Annotated in this window: 9 protein-coding genes; 7 read left to right on the forward strand and 2 right to left on the reverse strand. The window is 57.3% G+C overall.

Annotation, left to right across the window (positions count from 1 at the left end; all coding sequences use genetic code 11):
* Positions 1-28: 28 nt before the first annotated feature.
* A complete protein-coding gene (cmk, locus tag Pla100_RS18275; protein WP_146579287.1) occupies positions 29-706 on the forward strand; it encodes a (d)CMP kinase in 678 nt (225 codons plus the stop codon).
* 332 nt (positions 707-1,038) lie between these two features.
* The gene (locus Pla100_RS18285) at positions 1,039-1,776 is read left to right on the forward strand and encodes a DUF2293 domain-containing protein (protein ID WP_146579140.1); all 738 of its coding nucleotides are present in this window, start codon (positions 1,039-1,041) and stop codon (positions 1,774-1,776) included.
* 109 nt (positions 1,777-1,885) lie between these two features.
* On the opposite strand, the gene Pla100_RS18290 is transcribed toward Pla100_RS18285, so the two are convergent.
* Entirely contained in the window at positions 1,886-7,213 is a 5,328-nt protein-coding gene (locus tag Pla100_RS18290; protein WP_146579141.1) for a protein kinase domain-containing protein, read from the reverse strand.
* 273 nt (positions 7,214-7,486) lie between these two features.
* Here Pla100_RS18290 and Pla100_RS18295 point away from each other — a divergent pair, with 273 nt between their 5' ends.
* The 3 genes from Pla100_RS18295 (at position 7,487) to coaE (ending at position 20,736) form a co-directional block, all read left to right on the forward strand.
* Positions 7,487-18,631, forward strand: coding sequence for a dockerin type I domain-containing protein (locus tag Pla100_RS18295; RefSeq protein ID WP_146579142.1), 11,145 nt, complete (start codon positions 7,487-7,489; stop codon positions 18,629-18,631).
* Positions 18,632-18,721: 90 nt separating this feature from the next.
* Positions 18,722-20,065: a hypothetical protein gene (locus Pla100_RS18300; protein ID WP_197168053.1), complete on the forward strand. Its 1,344-nt coding sequence runs from the start codon at positions 18,722-18,724 to the stop codon at positions 20,063-20,065.
* Positions 20,066-20,073: 8 nt separating this feature from the next.
* Complete coding sequence (gene coaE / locus Pla100_RS18305) at positions 20,074-20,736, forward strand: dephospho-CoA kinase (RefSeq protein WP_146579143.1); 663 nt, start codon at positions 20,074-20,076, stop codon at positions 20,734-20,736.
* 48 nt (positions 20,737-20,784) lie between these two features.
* Here coaE and Pla100_RS18310 read toward each other — a convergent pair whose 3' ends face one another.
* On the reverse strand, positions 20,785-21,651 hold the full coding sequence (locus Pla100_RS18310; protein WP_146579144.1) for a thiazole synthase: 867 nt from the start codon (positions 21,649-21,651) through the stop codon (positions 20,785-20,787).
* 314 nt (positions 21,652-21,965) lie between these two features.
* Here Pla100_RS18310 and Pla100_RS18315 point away from each other — a divergent pair, with 314 nt between their 5' ends.
* Positions 21,966-24,827, forward strand: coding sequence for a secretin N-terminal domain-containing protein (locus tag Pla100_RS18315; RefSeq protein WP_315853483.1), 2,862 nt, complete (start codon positions 21,966-21,968; stop codon positions 24,825-24,827).
* On the forward strand, positions 24,824-26,515 hold the full coding sequence (locus Pla100_RS18320; protein WP_146579145.1) for a GspE/PulE family protein: 1,692 nt from the start codon (positions 24,824-24,826) through the stop codon (positions 26,513-26,515). The genes Pla100_RS18315 and Pla100_RS18320 overlap by 4 nt, the downstream gene beginning before the upstream one ends.
* The last annotated feature ends 1 nt before the right edge of the window (position 26,516 follow it).

The raw sequence follows: 26,516 nt of genomic DNA on the forward strand, positions 1-26,516 counted from the left end.
AAATGAATACGAAATATCTTCGACTCGCATGATCGTAACCATTGATGGCCCCGCCGGAGCGGGCAAGAGTAGCATCGCCCGAGAAGTCGCGGCAGAACTCGGGTATGCGTTTTTGGATACCGGCGCGATGTACCGAGCAATCACTTTGGGGGCGATGCGTCGTGGCATTCCGTGGAACGATGTCGACGCTCTAGTCCGATATGCGCAAGAAGCCAGACTGAGTTGGAACGAAGACCGAATCGATTTGGATGACGAAGACGTTTCGAGTGAGATTCGGACTCCTGAGGTAACCGCGAATATCCGTTACATCGCCGACCCGCCTGAAATTCGGGATTGCTTGACGATGCAGCAACGCCGGATCGCCGAGGGCCGAGATCTCGTCACCGAAGGCCGCGACCAAGGCACCGAAGTCTTCCCCGAGGCCGAATGCAAAGTCTTCTTAACCGCGTCACCCGAGGAACGGGCCCGTCGGCGACAGCAACAATTGATTGCCGAAGGCAAACAGGTAACGTTCGAAGAAATCCTGATCGCGCAAAACCAACGAGACCTTGAAGATCGGATGCGTCCGGTTGGTCGTCTGCGAGCGGCACTGGACGCAGTCGTGATTCAAACCGACGGGATGAACAGCCAGCAGGTCAAGCAATCAGTCCTCGATTCCGTACGTTCGTGCGTGCAGTCGTTAGCGACCTCCGACGATCCCGCGTAACCGACCGCTCACTTCAATCAAAACCCGTCGCGTGACGGCTTGTTGATCTAATTAGCCCTACAGCGTTAGCGGCGGTTAACCGGACGCCAACCGGGGCTAAGCATCGCGTGAACAATAAGTGCTGGATTCTTAACGTGGCGTCGACTTTCAGTCGACGTTTCAGGGTTTGGCGACTGAAAGTCGCCACCACTTAATGTTCCCGCGATGCTAACGCCCATCGGCTAATTGCTGTCAATCGGGTTACGATTAGATCAACAAGCGGTCACCCGTCCGGTTGAGATTGAGAACAATTCAATACGCCGAAATCAATCAGTTAACGTTTAGAACATTCAATGCCTACGGAACCTTCCCCCGCCGACTTGCCGCGCGTTGACGCACCATTCGCTGAACAAACCCTTGAGGTGGCTCCTGGGCCGCGTGCCCGCACGGTGAAATTGATCAGCGGTGAGGTCGTCGACGTCCCCGCGAACTGGGAACTATTGCCGCCGGGCGACGCGGGGGTGACGCGACGGGTGAAAGCCGCCGGTCCGACTTGGACGATGAAGGAGAAGAAAGGACGTAAGTCGTTCTCGCAAGGCTTATGGGCGGACGCCCAACAGATCGATCAAGCCAGGGCTTCGATGGAGGCAACCCGGTCGACGGCGAGTTACGCCAAGGCACAAGTCAACGCGAAGAAACGCCGCGAAGTAAAGCAGAATGAATACGTGGAAGATTTTCATGCGGCGGTTGTTGCGTTCTTGAACTTCGATCCTGTTTATTCGGCGATGGCGGTTCGTTTCGCAACCGCTGTGACAAACCATGCTACTCCCGTGGGCAGCGGCACAGTGGCCCGGACACAACGGATTCCGATTGAGCGACGGGCGGAGTCCGCCGTGATTGCGTGGATGCGACATCAAACAACAGGTTACGATGACATGGCGATCGCTCGTGTCAAAGGCGAACGTCGCGAGGTGCGACGACAACTCGCGGCTCAGTCTCGCAAACTATTAGCCAAGTACCGAAGCGGTGCCCCCGATGCGATCAAACAATGCCCCCTGGCACGTGCGTTGAGATCGACTAGCGTTGATTAAACAGCTAGCTCACTTGCAATCCAACGAAGTTTTCGTGCGATGGTCATATCGTCGTTCATGAAACTGTTAACCGCAGTAAGGATACCCGAATCGGAAAGCTAAAATGTGTTTATGGCGCGGGCAGCGTTCTTAAAATCGTTTCGTAATCTTCAGTTTGCAATTCATTGAACCCAATGGAGTTCTTCAGAATTGTTAGTTGTTCCTTTAGTCGTTCACGATCGGCATCGACGATTTGAGGGAACTCGTTGTTGGAGATCTCATCGAATGCTTGATTCTCCTCGGGCGTCATCGGATAAAGCAAAATGGCAAAGGTGTTGAGCAAGGCGAGCCTTGCATCGTTGAAGGCTGCGGAGAGATCACTTGAAGGCGCGCGGATCGACACCAAAACATCCAGGTAATTGTGCAGCCAGTCGGCGAAGCCGTCGGTCCGTTCGCCGTAGAGTGGAATCAAACGGAGAAGTGTTTTTGATTCCGCAGGCAGCGAGGTTTCTCCAACGACCGCGTTGAGTGTGTCCAGAAGTTGGCGGATGGTTTGGTCGGCATCCGTTGCGTTGACCAACGGTTCTCCTTCATTCAAAACGCCTTCCTGCGCTGCCGACCGAATCCAGTACGCAAGTTTGGCTGCATGAACGAGTATTGCATCGCCATCGACTTTCCAACCGGTCGCCCAAAGCTCCCGCTGAGATCCTAGTATCCGTTCATTCAGCTCTTTATCCGCGCCGGTTGTATGCAGAATTTCGGTGGTCAGCACGAATGCCTTCCACGCCGTCTTGGGGCTTTCGTTGAACTGAATCGAATCAAGAAGCTCTTTCGCCTCGAAACGCTTCGCCCGACTTTCTTCTTGACCCAATAAGTTTGCGTAGAGGAACTTGATTTCGTCTCGTTGAATCGCGGAGGTCGTTGAGCTTTCGGCCAGTTCTCGTGCCCGCTCGGCATTTTTGAACGCGCCGTCGCGGTCACCCATCGCCAGCCGGACAGCGGACGACCAAACGAAAAACTCCAACTGATCGCTTAGCGAACCGGTCACGTTTCGGGACGCCAACTCATTGAGAACCCTGTTCGCTTCACTTAGATCGTCGTTTCGTTGAGGATCGATCAAATAGGAGCGAAACAAACACCTTGCCAATGAATATGTCGCCTTGAGGGGATTGGACTCCCTGGTTTCGTTAACCGCTTCTTCGAACGCCGCAACGGCTTCGTCGAAATACTTTCGGTGGTCTTCCTTGTCGTCCCAGGGGCAAAAATAGGCTAGGTCTTCGGCCGCATTTCCTTTGGCCAACCATGCATGATTGGATACGGTTTGTCGCGGCAAACGGCGGATCAGTTCGGTTGCGAATTGAGCGCTTCGGTACGCCTGTAGCAACGTCGCTTTCTTGTTGTTCTTCGGTTGTTTATCGGCTAGGCCGACCAACAAATTTGCGTGCCGCCAACAAGCGTTATAAAGCTCCACCGACGGCTTTTGCTCACGTCCAAGTTCGATCACGTCGCCTAATTTGGTTGCCGCGACTTCCATCTTGGACACATCGCCCGCCGCAAGGGCCGCGAAATAGTCGGCAAACGCGTCTTTGATCGCAACCTCGAGGCTGTTCGGATCGGCCAGACGTGCCCGCTCGATATAGAATCTCAATTGATCCAACCGATCGGTAGTCCAGATGGCACTCACTTCGGCCACACCGTCCATCAACTCGCCCGCCGCTTGTAACCAATGGTCTTCGAAAGCGTCTTCGGGCACCTCTTTGCGAACCTCATTGGCCAACGTCGCGTGACAGAACTCTTTGATCTCGAAAAGAATTGTTTCACCCGGTTTATTTTTACCCGACGTCGATTTTTGCGAGAGGACCGCGAGTTGATCTCCCAAAAAACTCACTTCACTGTATTCCAGAGTATGCATGACCAATCGGTTTAACGTGGCCGTCGACACGCCATCGGGTGTCCGCCATCCGGTCGACTGCTCGAGATCTCGTTGGACTTGACTGAACCAATCAAACAAGGTCGGCGCGGTCACGGCATCAATCCATGTTTTCGATTTCGCGTTTTGCTCGCCCGCGTCGTCGAGCATTAACACGAATGAGCCAGTGCGAGAGACTGGTTTGGCGGTGTCCCGTTCCGCGTTGGCCTCGAATGTCAAACGCACGATCAAACGTTCTGTGGGAGTCAACGAAGCCGGGATCGGATCGGCCAACAACCTTTGGATCTCGCGATCGAGTTCGGCTCGAGTCGTCGGGTCCGGGTCCCATTGATCGCCGGCACGGAAGGCATCGGTTGCTAACTCAAGCCACTGAAGGGTTGCCGATCGCCTGGGCCGATCGCCCTTTTCTGATGCGGCATCGTGCCAATCCGAAATCTGCTTGATGAGGTCAGAATCGATTCGCAGTTCGTTTGCCGGCCGCACAAAGAAAGTGGCGCTTGCGGTGTTGAGTTTTTGATGAACGAAATCGATCGATGTTTCGGCGATCCAAGCGGCGCGGGTCGGTCCCAAGGTTTGGATTGACGGGGCCGGCCGATTCAACATTTTGCCCCAATTTTGAATCGCGAGTTCGGTATCACCTCGGTGCCACTCGATGGCGGCTAATATGTGTTGTTTGAAAACATTACCGAACGTATTGTTTAATCCCGACGGCGCAGGCGAAGATCGCATGATCTGCACAAACCGATTCGCCTCCGTTTTTCCAAGACGCGAACCTTGAAGCCCCGCGCGATCCAACTCAGTCAAGACGGCAAGCGAGTCGTTAGCTTGAAGCAACCGGGTGCGCGACAGCCTGTGTCGATCACTAACCACCACTTCCCCTCCCGCTTGCAGATCGCTGAGCAGGACAAGCCGGTGCATGTCATCGGGTAGCGATCGGCCACGTCGTTGGCACAGGGCGTCACCGGCTTGAAAGAACCGCTCGACTTGATCAGGATCGAGTTGTTCGTGCGGCGATCCGATGACACGACGAGCTAGCTCCCCGATCCAGCCGGTAACACCTTCATTCAAAAGAGCGGTGGCGGAATTTCCTGCCTTTGGCGACTGTTCGTCGATTGCCTGAATCAGGGTCGCTAAACCTTCGGGACCGATTTTTGATTGCTCGAGACCGTCGACCAAATGCACCAAGAGATCCCAACGTTGGCGGAGCGAGCCTGGCTCGAGCGATTCGAATTTACCTTCGTTGCGGTGGGACTGAACCTGCTTTTGAAACGTGTCCCATTGCTGACGCAAGAAAATCTCTTGCATCTGACCGGCCTCGGATTCGAGCATAATCTCTGGCCAAGTGACGGCCACCAAGCGTCGGTCCTCCGCAGACAATGATGCATTTTGAAAAGCGTCAGCTAGCGTTCGAATGAATCCTTGATCACCTTCGCGCATCATGGACCATCGATCTTCAAGCCATGCCGCAATGGGAACATTTGGAGTGTCTCGCAATTCTCGCTCGGCCCGAGCGATGTCGCTCAATAGGGGTTGTGGATTCGAGGCAACCAAGGGGTCACTCGAGAGCGCAAGCAAAATGCTAGCCGACGGCCGATCATCGCCGACGATCGTCCCATCGACTAATTTTTCGCGGACTCGTTTGCGCACGATATCGATCGAATCCAACCCGGACATTGCGGATTCATCGTCGATCTTGATGTCCAAATGAAACATTGCCAAACGGACGATGTCCAATCGCATTCGCACCGTCGGAGCAACTTCATTGTCCGATCCAACCAAACCATCGTCATCCGCTCGGACGACCGCATGGATCTTGCGTAGATCTCCGCTGACGGCCTCTTCGATTTGCACGCGCGCGGTGTTCTCCCAAACGGAACTTGTCAAGACCTCGGACATAGCCTTGGTCAGCACCAACGACGCATCGAGCGCCGATCGCTGGTAGTCCTGGGCGGTTTCGTGATCGTCACCGGGATAGTTCCTGATGAGAAGGTTGAGGGCGGTGCGGAAAGGGTTCTCCAAGCTGTCGTATTTGGTCGTTGACGCATCCGATTGCAACAGAGCGACGGCTTGCTCGTGAGTTTGGCGAATCCGAGCCGAGTCGTCCGGACGAAACCAAATCACCGCCGCCGTGCCGAGCAAGATCGCGAGCACGACCGAGGCGGCGGCCCATTTCCAACTGCGACCGGCCGGAGTGTCGACGCCGGCGGCCAACGCCAACTCGTTGGCGAAATCGGTGCACGACGGATAACGATTCATCGGATCCGCTCGCATCGCTTTTCGCAACACGACTCGTTCGGCGGGCGTGAGTAAGTTCATTTCGAACTCCTCGCACGCCTTGGCTTTCATAATGCTGGTACGCGTGCTCGCATTGAAGGGCAAGATACCGGTTCGGAGTTCGTAGTAGGTCACCGCCAACGCGTATTGGTCGGCTGATTTGCTGTAGCCGGTACCGTCGAGCATCTCGGGCGGACCGTAAGCGGGCGAAACAAACGGGTGTTGGGTCTGACGAATGTCCGACTCGAGCTTATTGGCTAGACCGAAGTCGCAGACCTGAGCCTCTTCACCGACGAGCAAGATGTTTTGCGGTTTGATGTCGCCGTGCATGATGCTGTGTTTTTTCATCAGCAAGTCGATCGCCAAGGCCGCCGAGCGGATGTAACGGATCGATTCAGCGGCTTCGAGACCGAAGGGAACCTTTCGGTCTTCTTTGTTCTTTTGATTCAGTCCCTGCGCGGCACGAACCTCGATCAAACGGTCTTGAAGCGTTTGGTCACCCAAACTCATCACGATGATCAGGTGTTCGGCGGCGGCCCGGCGGACCGCCGACGTCCTGAGGTGACCAGAGGTTTTTGCGGACTCGGATCTCTTCGCCGAACCAGAGACGCTTCCCGATTGCTCCGAAAACTCCAACGCCTGAGTTCCGTTTGGATCAGAAACCAAACCCGACTCTTGCGTCGCCACTAAATCGACATTGTTGCGTTCGGTGTCGTCCGCGTTTCCAAGTCCGACTAAGGGTACCGCGGTGGTGGAATGTAAATCCGTCGAAGCAAAGATATCTTCGTCGCAATCATCGGCGTTGGACGCCTCCACCGATGCCACTGATGACCCGCCCAGACTCGTTTCGGCGGTATCGATCGGATCGGGTAGTTGGTCCGTTAATTCTCCGAGTTCCAACGATCCGTCGACGGGAATGATCGCTTCGCTTTCGCCGTCTTCAAGCAACCGTCCCTCTGCGTCTTTGACCCAAAAAGCGTGAATCTCGCAAAGGTTCGGATGCCGGACATTGCGAATCGTGCGAAGGGCTTGTAGTTCTTTGCGGCCACCGATTTTGCTCAGTTCGACAATTTTGACCGCCACCGAGGTCCCGCCGGCGCCACGTGCGGCCCACACCTCACCGGAAAAACCATTCCCCAAACGCCGGACGAGGCGATATCCGGGAACGACCATTTGGCCTTGATGATAAGTGCTTTCCCTAGTCAACAAAACAGACGCCTCGGATGGCAAAAAGAACGCGAACGGTCGACGCATCAGTGTAACCGATCAAAGCCAGAGGGGCAGTGCTCTCACCCGCAATCTTGAAACCCGCCAAGCGGATTTTGAAGGTCGGTTTCCGGTCGACCTGACCAAAGGGCTACCTCGACAAAGCCGATTCTGAGGATTGAAACGATTTGTCGAACATTCGGGCCAACGCGTCCTCCGAGGCTTGCTTTACGTAGTTTGCTCAGTTTAACTGTGTCGTGCTGGGGGGGCCCCCTCTGCAAGGCCGTTTTTGTGCTCTCGTGTTTCGTTCAAGGCGTCAACATGTCCCTGTCTCGCTGGTCGCGTCATTTCCAATCGTCCGCACGTCGCAAAAAGTCATCGCGAAGGCGATTGTCGATTCAGGCGTTTGAGAAACGTGAGATGCTCGCCGGCGACTTGGCGGTGATCGAGGGGCTCGCATTCATCGACACCAGCAACGATGGCGTGGCGGACGCTTCGGAGACTCGCCTGCAGAATGTGATGGTGTCGTTGTACTTAGATGACGTGAATCCCAACGGCCAAGTCGATCCTGGCGAGACGCTTGTTGGCACGATCACGACGGGGGCCGATGGCGCTTATCGGTTTGAGAATCTTGACGGAGCGGATGACGACGTCCCCGGCACCGCCGCAGCGACCGACGACGGGCTGTATGTGTTGTCGTTTTCACCAGCATTCGGCGGGATCCAAGACGCGGCAGGCACGCCGCTCGAGGGCGTGGTCCTTCCGAGCGATACCGGTGTTCTGATCGCTGATGATGCTGGCGTTCAAGTCGCGTTGATTGACGATTTTTCAGTGGGACAAGCAGGTGTGCCCGCCACGCTTTCCGGATTCTCGATCGGAATTGGTCGAAACTCACCAGCACTCAATTCGGGTGGAACCATCATCGGTGACTCACGAGACCTTGACTTCAATCGGTTCACCACAACTGGAACGGCGACATTCAACGTCGCCGGTGGCGTCGCCACTCTGAGTGGTACGGACGGAAGCGAGCACGACCTGGAGTTGATCTATGACGGTGTTGATGCAAGTTTCCCGATCGTTCCCGATGGTCTGGGCGGGATCGATTTCAGCAACGGCGAGGTCGCTGGTCTGCGGTTGGAGATTCAAAGCGACACTTTGGTCAGCGGTGGATTGCGGCTCGATGTCTTCACTGACACTGGCAACGCTTCATCGATCGTTTCCGATGTTCCCGACACGATGGGTGCGTTTACACCGATCTTCTTTCCGTTCGCGTCGTTCAATGTGATCAACGGTGCGGGCGCGGACTTCTCGAATGTCGGCGCCGCAAGAGTGTACCTCAATACAACCGGCGCTCCCGACGCAAACATTCAGATCGACGTGATCGAATCGCGGCAAGTCAATGTAACGACGGTTCTCGCGCCGTCGGTTGTGGGCGAGTTAACCGGCGTGGTTGGCGGCGACTTGGTCTTTACCGATTCATTCGACCGCGATGACGAGTTGACGATCGTTATCGACAATGGTGTTTATCGAATCACGTCGAACCAATTCTTGGCGGCGGGCGCGAGTGCAACCCAAATTAACCAGAACACCGTCACGATACCGATCGCGAGCGTGACCGGACAGATTCTGGTCAACGGCGGGGTGGGCAATGACCAATTGACGATTAATCGAGTCGGTGGCGATCTACCAAATGAGTTGATCTACGACGGCGGAGTCGGCGGCAACGATTCGTTGCGGATCGTCAATGGCACGGCGACGACGATGACTTTCAATGCGTTCAATGCGAATGATGGCGAGATCGACATTGATGGAGCATTGATTTCGTACACTGGGCTCGAGCCGATCACTTCGATCGTCACCGTGACCGACATCGTTTTCAATTTCAGCGCGGTCGCAGAAACGATCACTTTGTCTGATGATGGCTTTGCGGGGAACGATCAATCGTTCATCGACTCGACCGCGGCGGAGAACGTGACCTTCGTTAATCCGACCGGATCGCTAACCATCAATCATGGCGGGGCGGGTGTCGATACGATCGTGGTCGAAGGGTTGGATTCTTTCTTCGATGCCGATTTGATGATTGCAGGTGGCAACGAAGACGAGTTGGTCATCGAATCAACGGTTACGAACTTGGGTAGTGGCGACCTGCTAATCGATGTCGGTTCGGTCTTGTTCGACGATGGTTCACTGACGACCACCGGATCCGCCTCGATCTCGGCAAGCAGTGGTTCGATTGCGACAAGCAATGTTAATTTGATCGACCTGACGGCGTCATCGGTGGTGCTGAACGCGACCGACACCGTGGGCGCACCAGGGGCGGGTGGCGGGCTCGATATTCAGACAACCAACTTGGAAGGCACGTCCGGTTTGGGAGGATTCTTCGTCTTGGGTACTGGCGATTTGATGATCGGCGGCATTGGTCTCGTCGACGGTGTGCAGACTACCGGTGGGGACATCGAACTGTACAGCGTGGATGGCGACCTGATCATCAACGAAACCGTGGACTCAAACGGTGGAGACATCTCGCTCGAAACAGGCATTGCACCGCCCACAGGAGGCGATATCACGATCAACGCCGCCGTCTTCAGCGAAAACGGCCAAGTCGATGTTCTGGCCGATAACAACGTGGTCTTCACGCCCAACGGTTTCATCGATACCGAAGCTGGTAGCACGATCACGATTGCCGACATTTTGGCGGATACCCCGCAAGTGCGGATCGATGCTGACAACGATGACGATACCAATGGCGGCGTGATGATGGCCGACGGCTCGTTCGTCGATGCTTGGGGCGGCGACCTTACCATTGAGGCAAGCGACGATATCGTTATTAGCCTATTGCGTTCGTCGAGTCTGATCGTCGTGGGGGCAAATTCCGGTGCGCTCGTCGACGCCGACGGCACCACCGATATTGATATCGACGACCGAAACTCCGGCACCCTGCGGACCGTACTCAATGGCGTTGAGGGAGTGGGCACACCGACGGATGCCATCGAATCCCGTAGCAGTCAGTTGCAGTCGTTGGTCTTCGGCGCTGGCGGTGTGTTCGTCGACAATACGGGTGATCTGTCCTTGACCGATATCCTGGGGACACTGGCATTCCCGGTTCCATTAGATCTCGGTGCGCGGGCCGATAACAGCGTTGTTGTGACGACAACCGGCAGCATGATCATTAGCAGTGTGGTCACCTCTCTCAACGACAACGTCACCTTGACCGCGAACTTGGGGCCGATCATCACTCCTGCGGGAATCCCAGGGAGCAGTTTGATCTCGGCCGATACACTAACGATCAATGGACGATTGTCGCCGGGTGATGTCGTCGGCCAATTGCCGGTGGCGGCGGATATGCAATTTTCAACCGATGATGTCCTGGAGATCGCGATCGAAGGGCTGACGCCGGGAACGGAGCACGATCAGTTGGTTGTCACAGGAACGGTTAATCTCGATGGCGCAACGTTGAGTTTGAGTGGCGCTCTGGCACCCACCGCAGGTGAACAATTCACAATCATCGACAATGATGGTACTGCAGATGCGATCATTGGCACGTTCAATGGATTGGCCGAAGGCGACGCGATCCCGAATTTTCTGGGCAGCGGTCTTGCGGCAACCATCAGCTACGTCGGAGGCGATGGCAACGACGTGGTCTTGACGGCGGGTGACGAAGTTTCCGTCGCGGTCTCGCCGGCAAATGTCGACGAAGATAGTGCGGATAATCTGGTCTACACGTTCAGTCGCATCGGCATGGCGGGCGATTTGACGGTGAACTTCAGGCTCAGCGGCGCTGCCGTGATCAACAACGATTACACCGTCACCGGAGCAAACATGACCGGCAGTGTCGGCACCGTCACGATTCTCGACGGCAGCGACACGGCGACGGTGACGATCGATCCGACATCTGACACGATCGTCGAGCTTGATGAAACGGTGACATTGACGATCGATGCGGCGACGGTCTATCGCGTCGGAACGCCCGGCGCGGCGACGGGCACCATCGCCAACGACGACGCGACGACGCTGAGCATTAGTGATGTGATGCAAGCGGAAACCGATTCAGGTTCCACGATGCTGACCTTTACCGTCACGCTGGATGCGGCCGTCGACCGTCCGGTCAGTTTTGATTTCGCAACCGCTGACGGCACGGCGACAACGGCCGATGGCGACTACACGGCGATCCCCACGACGACGCGTACATTTGCGAGCACAACCGCAGGTTCCACCGAAACGATCACAGTCGAGGTAGCGGGCGATTTGAAAGTGGAAGCCGACGAATCGTTCTCCGTCCTTTTAAGCAACCTCAATGCCGGCGGTCGAAATGTGACCTTCGCCGATGCGATCGGAGTCGGCACGATTGTCAACGATGACTTTGACGTTCAAGTCGATGCCGGTGGTAACCTGATCATCGAGGATTCTGACTCATCACAAGATGACCAAATCACCCTGGTCATCGACGGAACCAATTATCGCATTTCCGATCCGGTCAATGGGATGACCGGCGGTCCCGGTGCGATCCAAGATGGCCCCAACGCGATCTTGGTGCCCATTGCCAGTATCACCGGTGAGATTCGAATCAACGGATCCGGCGGCGATGACACCTTAGTTGTCGACCAAAACGGCGGACGTTTCACGGTACCGATCAGCTTCAACGGCGGTGGACAGACCACTGCCGCAGGCGACATGCTGTCGATTGTCAATCAAACCAACCCCGCCATTACTCAGATCCTCAACTACACGACAGTCGGGATTAACGGGAAAGACGGCAACGTCGTGCTTGACGGAGTGACCATCACCTACACCGGTTTGGAACCGATCGTCGCCGGAAATGCGGCCGATACGATCCTGAATCTTCCCGATGCGGTCAGCAATAACGCCACACTCCAAAACAGTGTGAATGCGGGCGAGATCGAAATCATCGACAACGGGGCGACCTTTGAAAACACCGTCATCCCGAATCCGACTAATTCGTTGACCGTGAATTTAGGCGATCAAGGCGATACGTTGACGGTCAATCCTTTGGACGCCGCTTACGCCGCATCGACGATTATTAACGGTGGAACGGCCGCAAACGACAGCGTGCAGATTACGGCTGGCACGATCTTTGACACCGGCGGCAACGGTCGCGGTTTGGAAGTGACTGAGACAGAAATTTTGACTCTCACCGGGGCCACTATCCGGAACAATGTTGCCACCATCGGTGGCGGTCTGCATCTCGTTAACAGTGCCAATGCAACCGTCGCGACGCTCGATAACGTCACCATCGCAAACAACACCGCCACCGGCGGCACCGCGCCGCTCGATGGGGGCGGTGGGCTTTACAATAATGGTGCCACCGTCAACATCACCGGCGGCACGATCTCGGGAAATACCGCGATTGTCGGTCAAGGCAGCGGCGGCGGAATCTTGAGTCTCGGCACGTTGACGATCACCAACTCAACGATCACGAACAACGATGCCAACCGAGCGGGCGGCGGGATCGAGATAGCCGACGGTTCCGGCCCGACGACATTGACCGATGTGATGCTAACGCTCAACGATGCATTGGCGGCTCCTGGCAATGGCGGTGGGTTGCACCTCACCGGAGGCGGCAACACGCAAATCGTCCGCGGCACCGTCACCGGCAACACTGCCGCCTCCGAAGGCGGCGGCTTGTGGAACGGAACCGGCGTGATGTCGGTCAATGGCACCAACATTTCGAACAACACGGCCGGCGGAGATGCGGCCGACGACGGCGGTGGAGGGATCTTTAACAACGGCGGCGGCTTAACCATCACCGGCGTGACGCTGCGAGACAATGAAGCCGACGGGACCTCGGGCAGCGGCGGAGCCATCTTCTCGGTCGCCGGCGATGTGATCATCACCACCACGACCATCGATTCCAACTCGGCCAACCGCGCCGGCGGCGGGATCGAAATCATCGCGGGTAACCTCATCTTGACCACGGTGAACTTGATCAACAACGACGTCGACGGAGGTGGGACCACCGCCATCGCAGCCAACCCCGGAAACGGCGGCGGATTGCACGTGTCCGCCGGCGCTACCGTGACGATCGTCACCAGCACGATCACGGGGAACCTTGCCGCCGAAGAAGGCGGAGGACTGTGGAACAGCAGCACGGGGACCATGGTCGTCGACGCCACCACCATCGAAAACAATGTCGCCCGAGCCGCCGCAGGAACGACCGATCAAGGTGGCGGCGGCGTATTCAACAACGGTGGCAACTTGACGATCCGAAACAACTCGACGGTTAGCAACAACCTCGCCAATGAAAATTTGGGCAACGGTGGTGGTGTGATGACCGTCGGCGGAACCGTTACGCTTGAGAGCATCACACTGGCAAACAACGCGGCAGCGCGGGCCGGTGGTGCGATCGAGAACAACAATGGCATCGTGACGTTGACCAATGTTACCGTGAACGCCAATACGGCAACCATCAACGGCGGTGGTTTACACGCAGCCGGTGCAGCTAGCGAGACGACCGTCAACAACGGCTCGTTTACAGGCAATACCGCGGGCCAAGAAGGCGGCGGGTTGTGGAACGGTGGTGGCATGATGACCATCAGCGGGACCGCCATCACAAATAACACTGCCAACTCCGGCGACGGCGTCGCTCCCGATCCCAACGCGGCCAACGACCAAGGCGGCGGCGGCGTGTTCAACATCGGCGGCACGTTGACGATCAATGCCGCCATCATCACCGACAACAACGCGATCACCAATCGCGGCAACGGTGGCGGTGTCATGACCGTCGGCGGCAATGTCTTGATCGTCGATACCACGATCCAGAACAACGCCGCCGCACGTGCGGGCGGCGGTATCGAAAACAATGACGGCATGGTTGAAATCCGCAACCAAACGGTCGGCGGAATAATGGTCGCCCAAGGCAACACCGCCGGCATCAACGGCGGTGGCCTACACGCGACGGGAATTAATAGCACCACCCTCATCGACGGCGGAACATTCCAAAACAACATCGCCGGACAAGAAGGCGGTGGCGTGTGGAACGGTGCCGGAACCATGACTCTCGATGATGTCACAATCATCAACAACACGGCCAACTCCGGTGACGGCGTCGCTCCCAATCCGAACGCCGGCAACGACCAAGGCGGTGGCGGTGTGTTCAACATCGGCGGAACGCTGAACATCAATGCGGGAACGATTTCGAACAACGTCGCCACAGCCAACCTGGGCAACGGCGGCGGTATCATGACCGTCGGCGGAACCGTCACGATCGAAGACACCAACATTCAAACCAACCAAGCCGCTCGCGCCGGTGGAGGGATTGAAAACCTCAATGGCAACGTCACGCTGACGGACGTCACCGTCGGAGGCCTAAACGTCGCTGATGGCAACACGACTGGCATCAACGGCGGTGGCCTGCACGCGGGTGGCCCGAACAGCGTCACGACGATTAGCGGCGGATTGTTCCAAAACAACATCGCCGGCCAAGAAGGCGGTGGTCTGTGGAACGGCGGAGGCGCGATGTCCATTCAAGGAGGAACGATCGTTACCCAGAACACGGCAAACTCGATGGCGAATGCTGCCAGCGATCAAGGCGGCGGCGGTGTGTTCAACATCGGCGGAAACCTGACGATCGGTTCCGCAGAAATCACTAACAACATTGCCACCGCCAATGCGGGTAGTGGCGGCGGTATCATGACCGTTGGCGGTAGCGTCACGATCAACAACACGACCGTCAGTTCCAACCAATCCGGCCGCGACGGTGGCGGATTGCTCGCCGTCGGTACCAGCAACGTGTCCATTACCGGAGGAACCTTCCAAGCCAACACGACTCCGCAAGAAGGTGGCGGCATCTGGAATAGTACCGGCGTCTTGAATATCAACGGCACAACCATCACCGAGAACGTCGCCCTGTCGCAAGGCAACGCGGCTAATGACCAAGGCGGCGGTGGCCTATTCAACGATGGTGGAAACGTCACGATCGGCAATGCGACAATCTCAAGCAATCTCGCGAACGTCAACAACGGCAATGGCGGCGGCGTGATGACCGTCGGCGGAACCGTTGCGATCACTGGTGGATTGATTCAAAACAACACCGCGGCTCGGGCCGGTGGTGGAATTGAAAACACACGCGCGAATGTATCCTTGACCAACGTAACATTGGGCGGCCCTGCGGCCACCGACGGAAACCGCGCCGGCATCAACGGCGGCGGGTTGCACGCGACCGGTCTGAGCGTCACCACCATCAACGGCGGAAGTGTGTCCAACAACGTCGCCGATCAAGAAGGTGGCGGGTTGTGGGCCAGTTCCACCGGCACGATGTCGCTCTCCGGCGTGACGGTTTCGTTCAACACCGCCAATTCGTCCGATGCGGCCAATCAGGCTCAAGGGGGCGGCGGGATCTTCAACGACGGAGGTGTCTTGGCGATCCGTGACAACGTCAACATCACGAACAATATCGCACTCGATCCCGACGGTGCCACGACAAATGACGATGGTGGCGGCGGCATCTTGAACAACGGCGGCATCGTCACCGTGATCGGTGCCAACACCGTCATCCGTGACAACGTGGCAACTGATGGCGCGGGCAATGGCGGCGGCATCCTGAATCTCAGCGGCGAACTGACCATCGACTCGGCAAGATTGTCGGGCAACGCGGCTGCCCGCGCCGGTGGCGGTGTCGAGAACACGACGGGTATCTTGGTGCTCACGGACGCGAACTTTGGCGGTCCAGGTGCAAACGATGGTAACCGAGCCGGAATCAACGGCGGCGGCGTTCACGCGACTGGTCAAACGACCAACCACGTCGAAGGCGGCACGTTCCAAAACAACTCCGCCGGTCAAGAAGGCGGCGGCCTATGGAACAGTGCCGCAGGTTCAATGTCCATCGTCGGCACCACGATCCAAGGGAACACGGCGAGCGGCAACGCGTCCGATCAAGGCGGCGGCGGTGTCTTCAACGCCGGCGGCGTCCTTGACATCAGCGGCGCGACGATCACCAACAACACCGCCGACGGCACGTCCGGTAGCGGTGGCGGAATTCTCAACGACGCGATGGGCTCGCTTAGCGTCACGGATTCGACGATCACATCGAATCGTTCCAACCGTGCCGGGGGTGGGATTGAAGTCACCGCCGGAACAACGAATACGCTGACCAACGTCGTCTTGGACAACAACATCACCGGCGTCGTCCCTTCCGCAACCGCACCCGGCAACGGTGGCGGTTTACATATCAGCAATGACGCCGATGTCACGATCACCGGAGGCAGCATCAGCGGCAACACGGCGGCCCAAGAGGGTGGTGGATTGTGGAACGGCGATGGTACATTGATCGTCACGGGCACCCTAAATAACCCGGTCGAAATCAACAACAACCGCGCCAATGGAACCGCTGCCGATCAGGGCGGTGGCGGTGTGTTCAACAACGCGGGAATCACCTCGTTGCTATTCGTCCAACTCAACGGAAACGAAGCCGATTTTGGCGCCGCTGCGTTCAACCAGGGAACCCTGAACGTTCGCGGTTCGCAGATCGCAAACAATATCGGCGGCGGATTGCATTTCGCCAACATCGATGGAAGCTTGGCAAACAACACGGTCAGCGGGAACGCCGACGGGGGTGTCACGGCCTTAGTCGGTACACCTGGCAATGACTTGGTCGTGATCACATCAACGACGATCGAGATCAACGGTGACGTGCTTCGTTACGAAGGTGAAATCGATGCCTTCTCGATCTCCACCGGTGACGGCGACGACACGATTCAGATCCGCTCGACTTCGGCGGGTAGCCCGGTCACCATCGATACCGGGATCGGCAACGACGTCATCAACATCGCCTCCGACGCCCCGGAAAACAACGGTTCGCTCGGTAGCATCTTGGGCGCGATCAACGTGATCGGTGGTGCCGCCACGACCGGCGACACATTGCGAATCAGTGACGCGTCGGATTCGATGACGAATACCTATTCGCTCACCGCGACAACGTTCCAACGCACCGGTGCCACCGCGTCGGGTTTGATCACTTTCGATGGAATCGAAACGATCGAGATTCAAACCGGTATTGGGGCCGATACCATTAGCATCGCGTCGACACCCGACAACGCATCTGTCACGCTGCAAAGCGGTGCCGGAGACGACACGGTTTCGGTCGCGAACAGCGGCGCGGGTGGCAATGTCCAAATCATGACCGGACGCGGCAACGACACGGTGAACGTGACCACCACAGGGCAAGCTTCCACACTGATGGTCAACACCGGTGAACAAGCCGATGCGATAACGATCGACGATCGCGGTGCCTCGTCCGTAGTGAACGTGTTGACCGGCTCAGGCAACGACGCGATCACGATCGGCGACGCCAACAACCCCGCCGGTCCAGGCGGCACCCCGACATCGACATTGACCGTCGATGCCGGAGCCGGTGACGACACGTTCAACGTCAACGAAGTCTTCGCCGCCACGACCGTGTCACTCTTTGGTGGTGCCAACAACGACGTCTTCAATGTCAACGGAAACAACCTTCGACCGCTTTCGATCGACGGCGGAACGAACGGCAATGCGATTCGCACCTTCACCGAAGGATTCGCGATCGGAACCGACGGAGAGCGAAACGAGACCCAGGTTCGCAACCAAGACGTCGGCGACAAGGTCGTCATTGACGCTTCGGCGGCGACAGCCGCTCTTAATTTTGGCTACCGAATTACCGCCGCCGGACAGGGTGTGTTGTCGATCAACGCGGCGACGATTTTGAACTCGTCCGATGTCGAAACGATCGAAGTCCGTTCCGGATCGGGTAGCGATTCGCTCGCGATTACCAGCGACATCGCCTACGGCATCGCGTCCTCGCGACAAGCGATCGCGTTTGACGGGGGCGTTGGCGGGAACGATGTCTTGACGGTCCAAGGCACGGCAATGGCTGACCGCATCACGATTGGTGAGTTGGCCGGAGGCACGATCGAACCGATCGAAGCGGCCAACGTCGAATCCGTCACCGTCAACGGCGACGACGGCGACGATTTGGTCACCAATCGTCTGTCTCAAACCGCGACCATCAACGGGGGTGCCGGGGAGAACTTATTGCTTGGCGGCTTCGCGGTGGATGTCCTCGGAGCGGATTCGAGCAACAACCAGTTCTTTGGTCGACTCAACGGCGAGTTCATTCCTCAACGCGGCCAAGGCGAGATCGTTTTTGATGTCAACGGCGACGGGTTGATCACGGCGGTTGATCCGCTGCAGGTCATCAACCACCTCAACGCTCAAGAACGCAATCCATCAGGCGAGCCGACCGCCAACGCCGATCGCGGTTACCTGACGCAGCTGGATTACGCCGACGTCAACGGCGACGGCAAAGTTTCCGCTCTTGACGCATTGATGATCATCAACCGACTCAATGAAATGGAGAGTTCGTCTGAACCCCACTCTGCTCAGTCGACCGCGACCCCATGGTCCGCATCAGTCGACGATGCCTTTGGCGACGAGGACGACGACGGTTTCTGGGGTGATGAATCGTCGCTGTTTTAACGATCGTTGTCCCACTAGTTAATGCCGGGACGTTATTGTTTCCGCTCGATCTTCGCAGCTTTTTTAGTTGACTCTTTCAAGAGAAACCTCATGTTTCGTTTGGTTGTTTTCATCGCCGTCATGATCGGCTTGGGGATCCCGGACATCCTGTCGGCCCAGCAACCGCCGTACGATGTCGTTCCGGAAGCCGAACCGCCGTATTATCGCGTGCGATACGATGCATCAGCGTTGGAGGGCGAGCTTGATCTGCCGGTCAATTACACGATTTGGATTCCGCCTGCGGTCGAAACCTTGCGTGGCGTTTTGGTTCATCAACATGGTTGCGGTGAAGGCTCGTGCCGGTCAGGTCTGACCGGAGCGTATGACTTGCACTGGCAATCGCTCGCGACGAAACATCAATGCGCGCTTTTGTCGCCGTCGTATGAACAACCTCAGGACGCAGATTGCCAACGTTGGTGCGATCCCCGCAATGGTTCAGGGACGCGATTTCAACAAGCTCTCAACGATCTCGGTTCGGCCAGCGGTCATGCCGAGCTGGCAACGGTTCCGTGGGCGTTGTGGGGACACAGTGGTGGTGGGTATTGGTGCGGCATCATGACGTTGTTGCATCCTCAACGTGTCGCGGCGTCGTGGTTGCGTTCGGGCGTCCCCACCTTTATTCCGCGCGAAGACCGACCGTCGACCAAAGTCATCGCGATGCCGAACGAACCGATCAGCGTTCCCATCATGATCAACCTGGGAACCGAGGAAGGCGTCACGGTGACCAAAGGCAGGTTTTCGGGAGTGTGGCCGGCAGTCGAGCGATTCTTCGATCCGCTAAGGGCTCAAGGCAACTTGATCGGGATCGCCATCGACCCGGCGACGTCGCATCAATGCGGCGATCAACGATATTTGGCCATACCTTGGTTCGACGATTGTCTGAGTTTTCGTTTGCCACGTGATTCAGGCGGCTCGCTCCGCGATATGCCCGCCGATTCGGTTTGGTTGGCCGAAAAGATCTCTACTCAAGCCGTTCCCCGATCGCAGTTTAAAGGCGACTCGAGTGCGGCCATTTGGTTGCCGAGCGAACGCGTCGCCCATGCTTGGATGTCGTTTGTTCAAGGTGAACAGATCGATGACGATACGCCACCGCCCGATCCGACGAACTTGACGGTCGAGGATGGTGTGCTTCGTTGGGAAGCGACGGCGGACTTAGAAAGCGGAATCGCACATTTCGTGATCGAGAGAAATGGCAAACCGATCGCGACCGTACCAGATATGCCAAAGAATCCCTTCGGCCGACCGATCTTTCAAGGGTTGCAATACAGTGACACGCCTTTGCAACCGCTTCGAACGATGACGTTCGTCGATCCGGATTCGTCCAAACATCCCGGCGCAAAATACCGAGTCCGCACCGTCAACACGGCCGGGTCGGATTCCACCTCCTTACCGTAGAATTCGATATGACGTCAGATCCGCTTCCCATCCTTGGCATTATCGGGCCGCCGTGTAGTGGGAAGTCTACCGTGGCGGGGATTTTGCAATCGCGTGGCGGGGTTTGGATCAACGCCGACGTGATCGCGAAAGAACAACTCGGTGAACCAGAGGTCATTGAAGAACTCGTTGCATTATTCGGCGCTGGAATATTGGGACACAATCCTCAGCTACCCGATTCCTCTCGCTCTGAGCCGTCGCTATCTCGTTCGGCGATCGCCAATCTCGTCTTTGGTGACGACGAGGAATCTGTGAGGCGATTGAGGCAACTCGAGTCCATCCTCCACCCGCGAACGCGTCGCGAGATTGAAAGGCAGATCCAACAGTCTAACGAAATCGCTGATCACGATGATCGTCTCAAGCTGATTGTCTTGGATGTGCCGTTGTTGATCGAGAGCGGATGGGATGCGCGGTGCGATGAGGTTTGGTGTTTGAAGATTTCGCCGGATCGCCATGCGGCGTTGCTCGCGGTGCGCGGATGGACGAGCGACGAACTCACTCGCCGTCAACGACGTCAACTCTCGTGGTCGGAAAAAGAAGCTCGATCCACGCGAATCATTGAAAACGACGGATCATTGGACCAGCTCGAGCGGCAAGTCATCGAAGGCTTGAGCCGGCTTCTTTCAACTTGAAGACTCCAGCAACGCCGGGTGTTTGTCGCAAAGCCTCGTCCACCCAGCCTACTTGTTATCGATCGAGCTACCGTAAGGGCGTGTGCTGATGACTCCTTCGCTTGGACTGCTCGCGGTTCCGTAGAGTCGTTTTGGAATCCGTCCGGCGAGCGCGGCTTCATAGCCGGCGATCACGGCGTGTTTCATCGCCTTGGCCATGCGGACCGGGTCGCGGGCGTGAGCGATCGCGGTGTTCAACAAAACGCCATCGGCACCGAGTTCCATGGCGATCGAAACGTCGCTTGCCGTTCCCACGCCCGCGTCGATGATGATCGGGTAGTCGGGATCGTCGTCTTTGAGATATTCCAAGATGATTTTCAGGTTCCCTGGATTCAAAATACCCTGACCGCTGCCGATCGGGCTGCCCGCAGGCATCACGCTGGCGGCCCCGACTTTCTTCAATCGCAGCGCCGTCACCGGACAGTCGCTTGTGTAGCACAGCACCGTGAAGCCGTCCGCAGCGAGCTGCTCGCACGCTTTGACGGTTTCGGCCGGATCGGGCAACAAGGTTTTGGAATCGCCGAGCACCTCCAATTTCACCCAATCCGCACCTGGATTCCCGAGCGTCCGCAGGATTTCGCGACCGAGCTTAGCGGCGCGGACCGCATCGGTGGCCGTGTAGCAGCCCGCCGTGTTGGGCAGAAGGATGTATTTCGTGGGGTCGATGAAGTCGAGAATGTTTTGGCCGGTTTTGTCGTATAGCCGTTCTCGGCGGACCGCCACGGTCACGCAATCGCTGCCCGAAGCCTCCAGAGACGCTTGCATTTGCGGCATCGTGTCGTAGCGTCCGGTCCCCACGATCAGACGGCTGGCCAGGATATGACGACCGATCCGCAACGGCGGGTCCGAGGGTGGGCTAGCGAGTGCGGAAGACATAGGACTAGAGATGATCGAGAAACGAAAGCGAACCATCGCCCATTGTGTCACGAAAAACCGGTTTGCGGGAGGCGTTAGCGAGCGAAACCATCGCCCCACGCCGGGGTTTGCACACTATGGCGACCCCGATGACCGGTTCTGACTTGATTGACCGCCATTGGCTGGGGATTTCTCAAAGTTGAATTAGACTAGTCTCCTCGCTCCCCAACTGACTCATCTTTCCGGCTGAACGTCGACTCATCTTCACGGCATCACCCTACATGCTCGCAATTTCTCGCCCAAGCCGCTCGGCCCTCCTATTGGGGCTAATTCTGATGGCATCCATGCTTGATGTTTTGGCGCAAGAATCTGGAAAACCATCGGAGGGGCCGACGGACGCCGCCCCCAGTGCGGCGACAATCAACTCGGACGTTGTCCCGCAACCCCCAACGGTGAGTGCCCAAGCGGCACCTGCCGCGGCAACGGCCGATGCAGTACCCGCGTCAGCGCCAGCCCCAACGTCCGATGGATTGCGTTTCAATTTTGCCGGGGCGTCATGGAATGAGGTGTTGCGTTGGTTCGCCGAGCAAGCCGATTTGTCGCTACAAATCGACGCGGCGCCGGCGGGCACTGTCAATTTTTCAGACCCGACCAAGACCTATACAGTCTCCGAGGGCCTTGATTTGATCAATCGCTTGCTGCTCGATCGCGGCTGGGCCGTGGTTCGTCGGGGTCGGATGTTGTTGCTGGTCGATTTGGAAGCCGACAACGCCGAAAAGTTGATCAGCGAAATGGCTGAGTTGGTCACTCCGGAGGCCTTTGATCAACGCGGCAATAGCGACATCGTTCGCTGCGTTTTTCCCCTCGGTGGAATTTCGCCGGATCAGGCTCGCGAAGAACTCGGACAGATTATCGGTCCGTGGGGACGCGTCAATGTGCTCGCGGGTGCTCGCCAAGTCGTCGTGACCGAGACGATCGGCAAGTTGAAAGTCATCCAAGAAGTTTTGAGTGCCGCCTCGATGGCCCAATCCGCGGTAATCCAGATCCCCCTGAAACATCGAGCCGCCGAAGAGGTCCTGGAGATCGCCCGGCCTTTGTTGCAACTCGAACAAGGGATGAACTCGAATGACGAAATTCGTATCTCCGTTTCGATCTACGGCGATCAGCTATTCGCAACCGGATCGCCCTCGAAGCTCGACTTGCTGACCAGCATCATTGAGCGAGCCGACACACCGCCGCCGGGTGCCGATGAAGGCGAACCGGTCGAGCAAGCCGCTCCGGTTTTGAAAACGCATTCGGTCAAGGTCGCGAACTTGCAAAGCGTGTTTGACGTGTTGCAGACTTTGCTCAGCGGCTTGCCGGATGTTCGATTGGCGATCGACGAGAACCGACAAGCCATCGTGGCACTGGGGCGTCCCGAAACACAAGCACGAATCGAATCGACGATTTCCGAACTCGAAGGCAGTGGCGAAGATTTTGCGATCATTGACTTAAAGCGCCTCGAGCCGGCCAACGCGTTGCTGACGATCAACAAATTCTTCGGCGTTACCGAAGCCGATAGCGGCAAAGGCCCGGTCGTCGACGGCGACCCCGCGACGGGACGATTGTGGGTGCGGGGCACATCGGACCAAATCAATACCGTCAAACGTTTGATTAGCGAACTCGAAAACGATCCGCTCGCCGGTGGACTCGGTGACAACGTGCGGATTCTTCCCTATGCCGGCTCGTCCGCGATCGAAACGCTAAAACAAATCGAAAACCTTTGGCCTTTGACGGGACGGTCCAATAAACTCCGCTTGATCGTACCTTCGAAGGAATCTCCCGCCGAGGAACCCGGCTCGCCGCAACGAGATCGTTCTCCTCAGCCTTCCATCGATACGGAGGCTCACACGCCAACCACCCAACAGACCCTCGTTTGGCAAAACGACGCACCATTCGAAAACGAACCAAGCAACGAACCAAGCCGCGACGAACCAAACCGCGACGACGCCGAGTCCTCGAATGAGGAGACTCAGCCCGTTACCAAGGATTACACCGGAGATGAAGTCGTCATTCAGCTGACGCCCGCCGGGCTGGTGATTGCCTCACGCGACCAAGAAGCATTGGATTTGGTCGAGCAATTGATCGGCTCGCTCGGCACTTCCAATGCTGCTGCCAGCGACTTACCGACGTTGTTCTGGTTGAAGTATCTCAAGGCGGACGTGGCTGCGGAGATCGTCGCGAGTGTGTTGGGCGGTGTCGATTCGAGTGGCTCGGCCGGTTCGCTCGCCGAGAACGTGATGGGCGGGCTCGGCGGCGGAATGCTGGGTGGCTTGCTCGGCATGGGCGGTGGCGGCGAAGAGGCGTCCGAAAGTAAAACGATTCTGACGAGCCGGGGCAACGTGAACATCGTTCCCGACAATCGGCTCAATGCCCTGATCATTCAAGCCCCACCGGCCGACATGGACTTCATTCGCACGGTCTTGACGGAGATCGATCGCGAGGAAAGCCCTGAAACGATCCAAACGATCGCCCGGCCGCAATTGATTCCGGTCATCTATCAAGAGGCCGCCGACGTCGCCGTGATCGTCAAAGCGGTCTTTGGTGAAAAGGCCGCCGATCAACAACAAAGCAGTCGCGGTGGTGGTGGCGGTGGCGGCGGACAACCCCGCCCGGAAGATTTCATCGCAGCCTTGCGTGGCGGACGCGGTGGACGTGGGGGCGGCGAAGAAACACCGAAAAGCGAAGCGTCGAAGATCATCGTCGCCGTCGATGAACGCAGTAACTCGTTGGTCGTGACCGCAACCCCTCAAGACTTTGAAGCCGTTCGCGATCTCGTCGAGACACTCGACTTGCAAGGCATGGAAACAGAACAAAGCGTCGAAATCATTCCGATGGGCGGCAGCGTTAAACCGGAAATCATGCAGCAAGCACTCGAGTCGGTTCTCGGCAAGAAAACGTCGACCGCATCGAGCAATTCGGGCTCGAGTTCCGGTTCATCCTCGAGTTCATCGGGGGATTCGAATTCTTCTAATTCGATCGGTGGTGGTTCATCGCCAGAAGAGATCCAACGCCGCATCGACTTTTTCCGCTCCCGCTTCGGTGGCGGTAGCGGCGGTCCACCGAGCGGTTTCGGCGGTAGTCGCGGTGGCGATTCAGGACGCGGCGGGGGCGACTCCGACCGCAGTGGCGGACGTTCCGGAGGACGAGGACGATGATCATGCACGCGGGTGAAATTCTACAACGTCGCGGTCTGCTGACCAGCGAACAGTTACAGCAGAGCCGCAACGGGGACGCGTCGGCGATCGTGGAGAACGCGGTCACGCTCGGTTATGTTTCGGCACGGGATGCCTTGTCAGCGATCGCCGACGAAGTCGGTTTGGACTTTGTCGATCTGCGGACGACGGAAACCGATTTGTCGGCGCTGGAGGGCTTTCCGCAAAAGCTGATTTATCGCCATTCGCTCTTCCCGATCGGTTGGCAAGACGGATGTTTGCGTGTCGCGACGCCCGACCCCTTCGATCTGTACCCGCTCGACGAAGCCTGCGCGGCGACGGGCAAAACGGTGACGCCGGTGATCGCCGAACGTGCCGAGATCAGCCGTTTGGTCAAGAAACACTTGGGCGTCGGTAGCGAGACCGTCGAAGGCCTCGTGGCTGCGGCCGGTGACGATGACGTCGAATTACTCGAAGGCATCGAAACCGACGGCAGCGAACTGAGCGAGATGGCTCAGGAAGCTTCCGTCGTGCGTCTGGTCAATGAGATCTTGATCGAAGCGGTCGATTCGCGGGCAAGTGATATTCACATCGAAAGCCAATCCGATGGACTGGTGATTCGGTATCGCATCGACGGCATCTTGCATCCACAACCGGTGCCACCGGAAATCAACCGTTTTCAAGCGGCGATCATCAGCCGTTTGAAGATCATGGCACGATTGAACATCGCCGAAAAACGATTGCCGCAAGACGGCCGAATCAAACTGCGTGTTCACGGACGTGAGGTCGACATCCGCTTGAGCGTGATACCGATGATTCACGGCGAGGGTTTGGTCATGCGGGTGCTTGATAAGTCGTCGATGAAGTTCGACTTGCAAGGATTGGGCATGTCGGCGGAAATCTACAACCGTTTCCGCGAATTGATTCGGATGCCGCACGGGATCATCTTGGTCACCGGTCCGACGGGTAGTGGTAAGACAACGACGCTGTACAGCAGCTTGTTGGAAATCCGCAGTCCCGAGAACAAGATCATCACGACCGAAGACCCGGTCGAGTATCAGCTCGACGGCATCAACCAAATTCAAGTTCACACCAAGATCGGGCTGACGTTCGCGGCATCATTGCGAAGCATCCTGCGACACGACCCTGACATTGTGCTCGTGGGAGAAATCCGCGATTTGGAAACGGCCGAAAACGCGACCCAGGCTTCGTTGACCGGTCACTTGGTTTTCAGCACCTTGCACACCAACGACGCCGCCGGGGCCTACACGCGGATGGTCGACATGGGCGTCGAGCCGTTCTTGGTTGCCGGCACGGTGGAGGCCGTCATGGCCCAACGCTTGTTGCGCCGGTTGTGTATTCATTGCAAAGAAGCCTATCATCCCGAACGCGATGAATTGCCCAAGGATTTCCCTTATGATGATTTGCAGGGCAAGCCGCTGTACCGCTCCGTCGGTTGCCGAGAATGTCGCAACGTCGGTTACTCGGGACGGCTGGGGATCTACGAGTTGATGGTGACCAGCGAAGCGATTCGGGAACTCGCCCAGAATCGAGCGAGCAGTTGGGACATTCGCCGCGTGGCGGTGACCGAAGGCATGCGTACCTTGCGAATGGACGCATGGGACAAAGCCACCGCAGGCGTTACGAGCATCGACGAAGTCTTGCGAGTGACCAAAGGGGAAGCACTCTAAA

This window comes from Neorhodopirellula pilleata, from assembly GCF_007859915.1.
Taxonomy (GTDB): domain Bacteria; phylum Planctomycetota; class Planctomycetia; order Pirellulales; family Pirellulaceae; genus Rhodopirellula; species Rhodopirellula pilleata.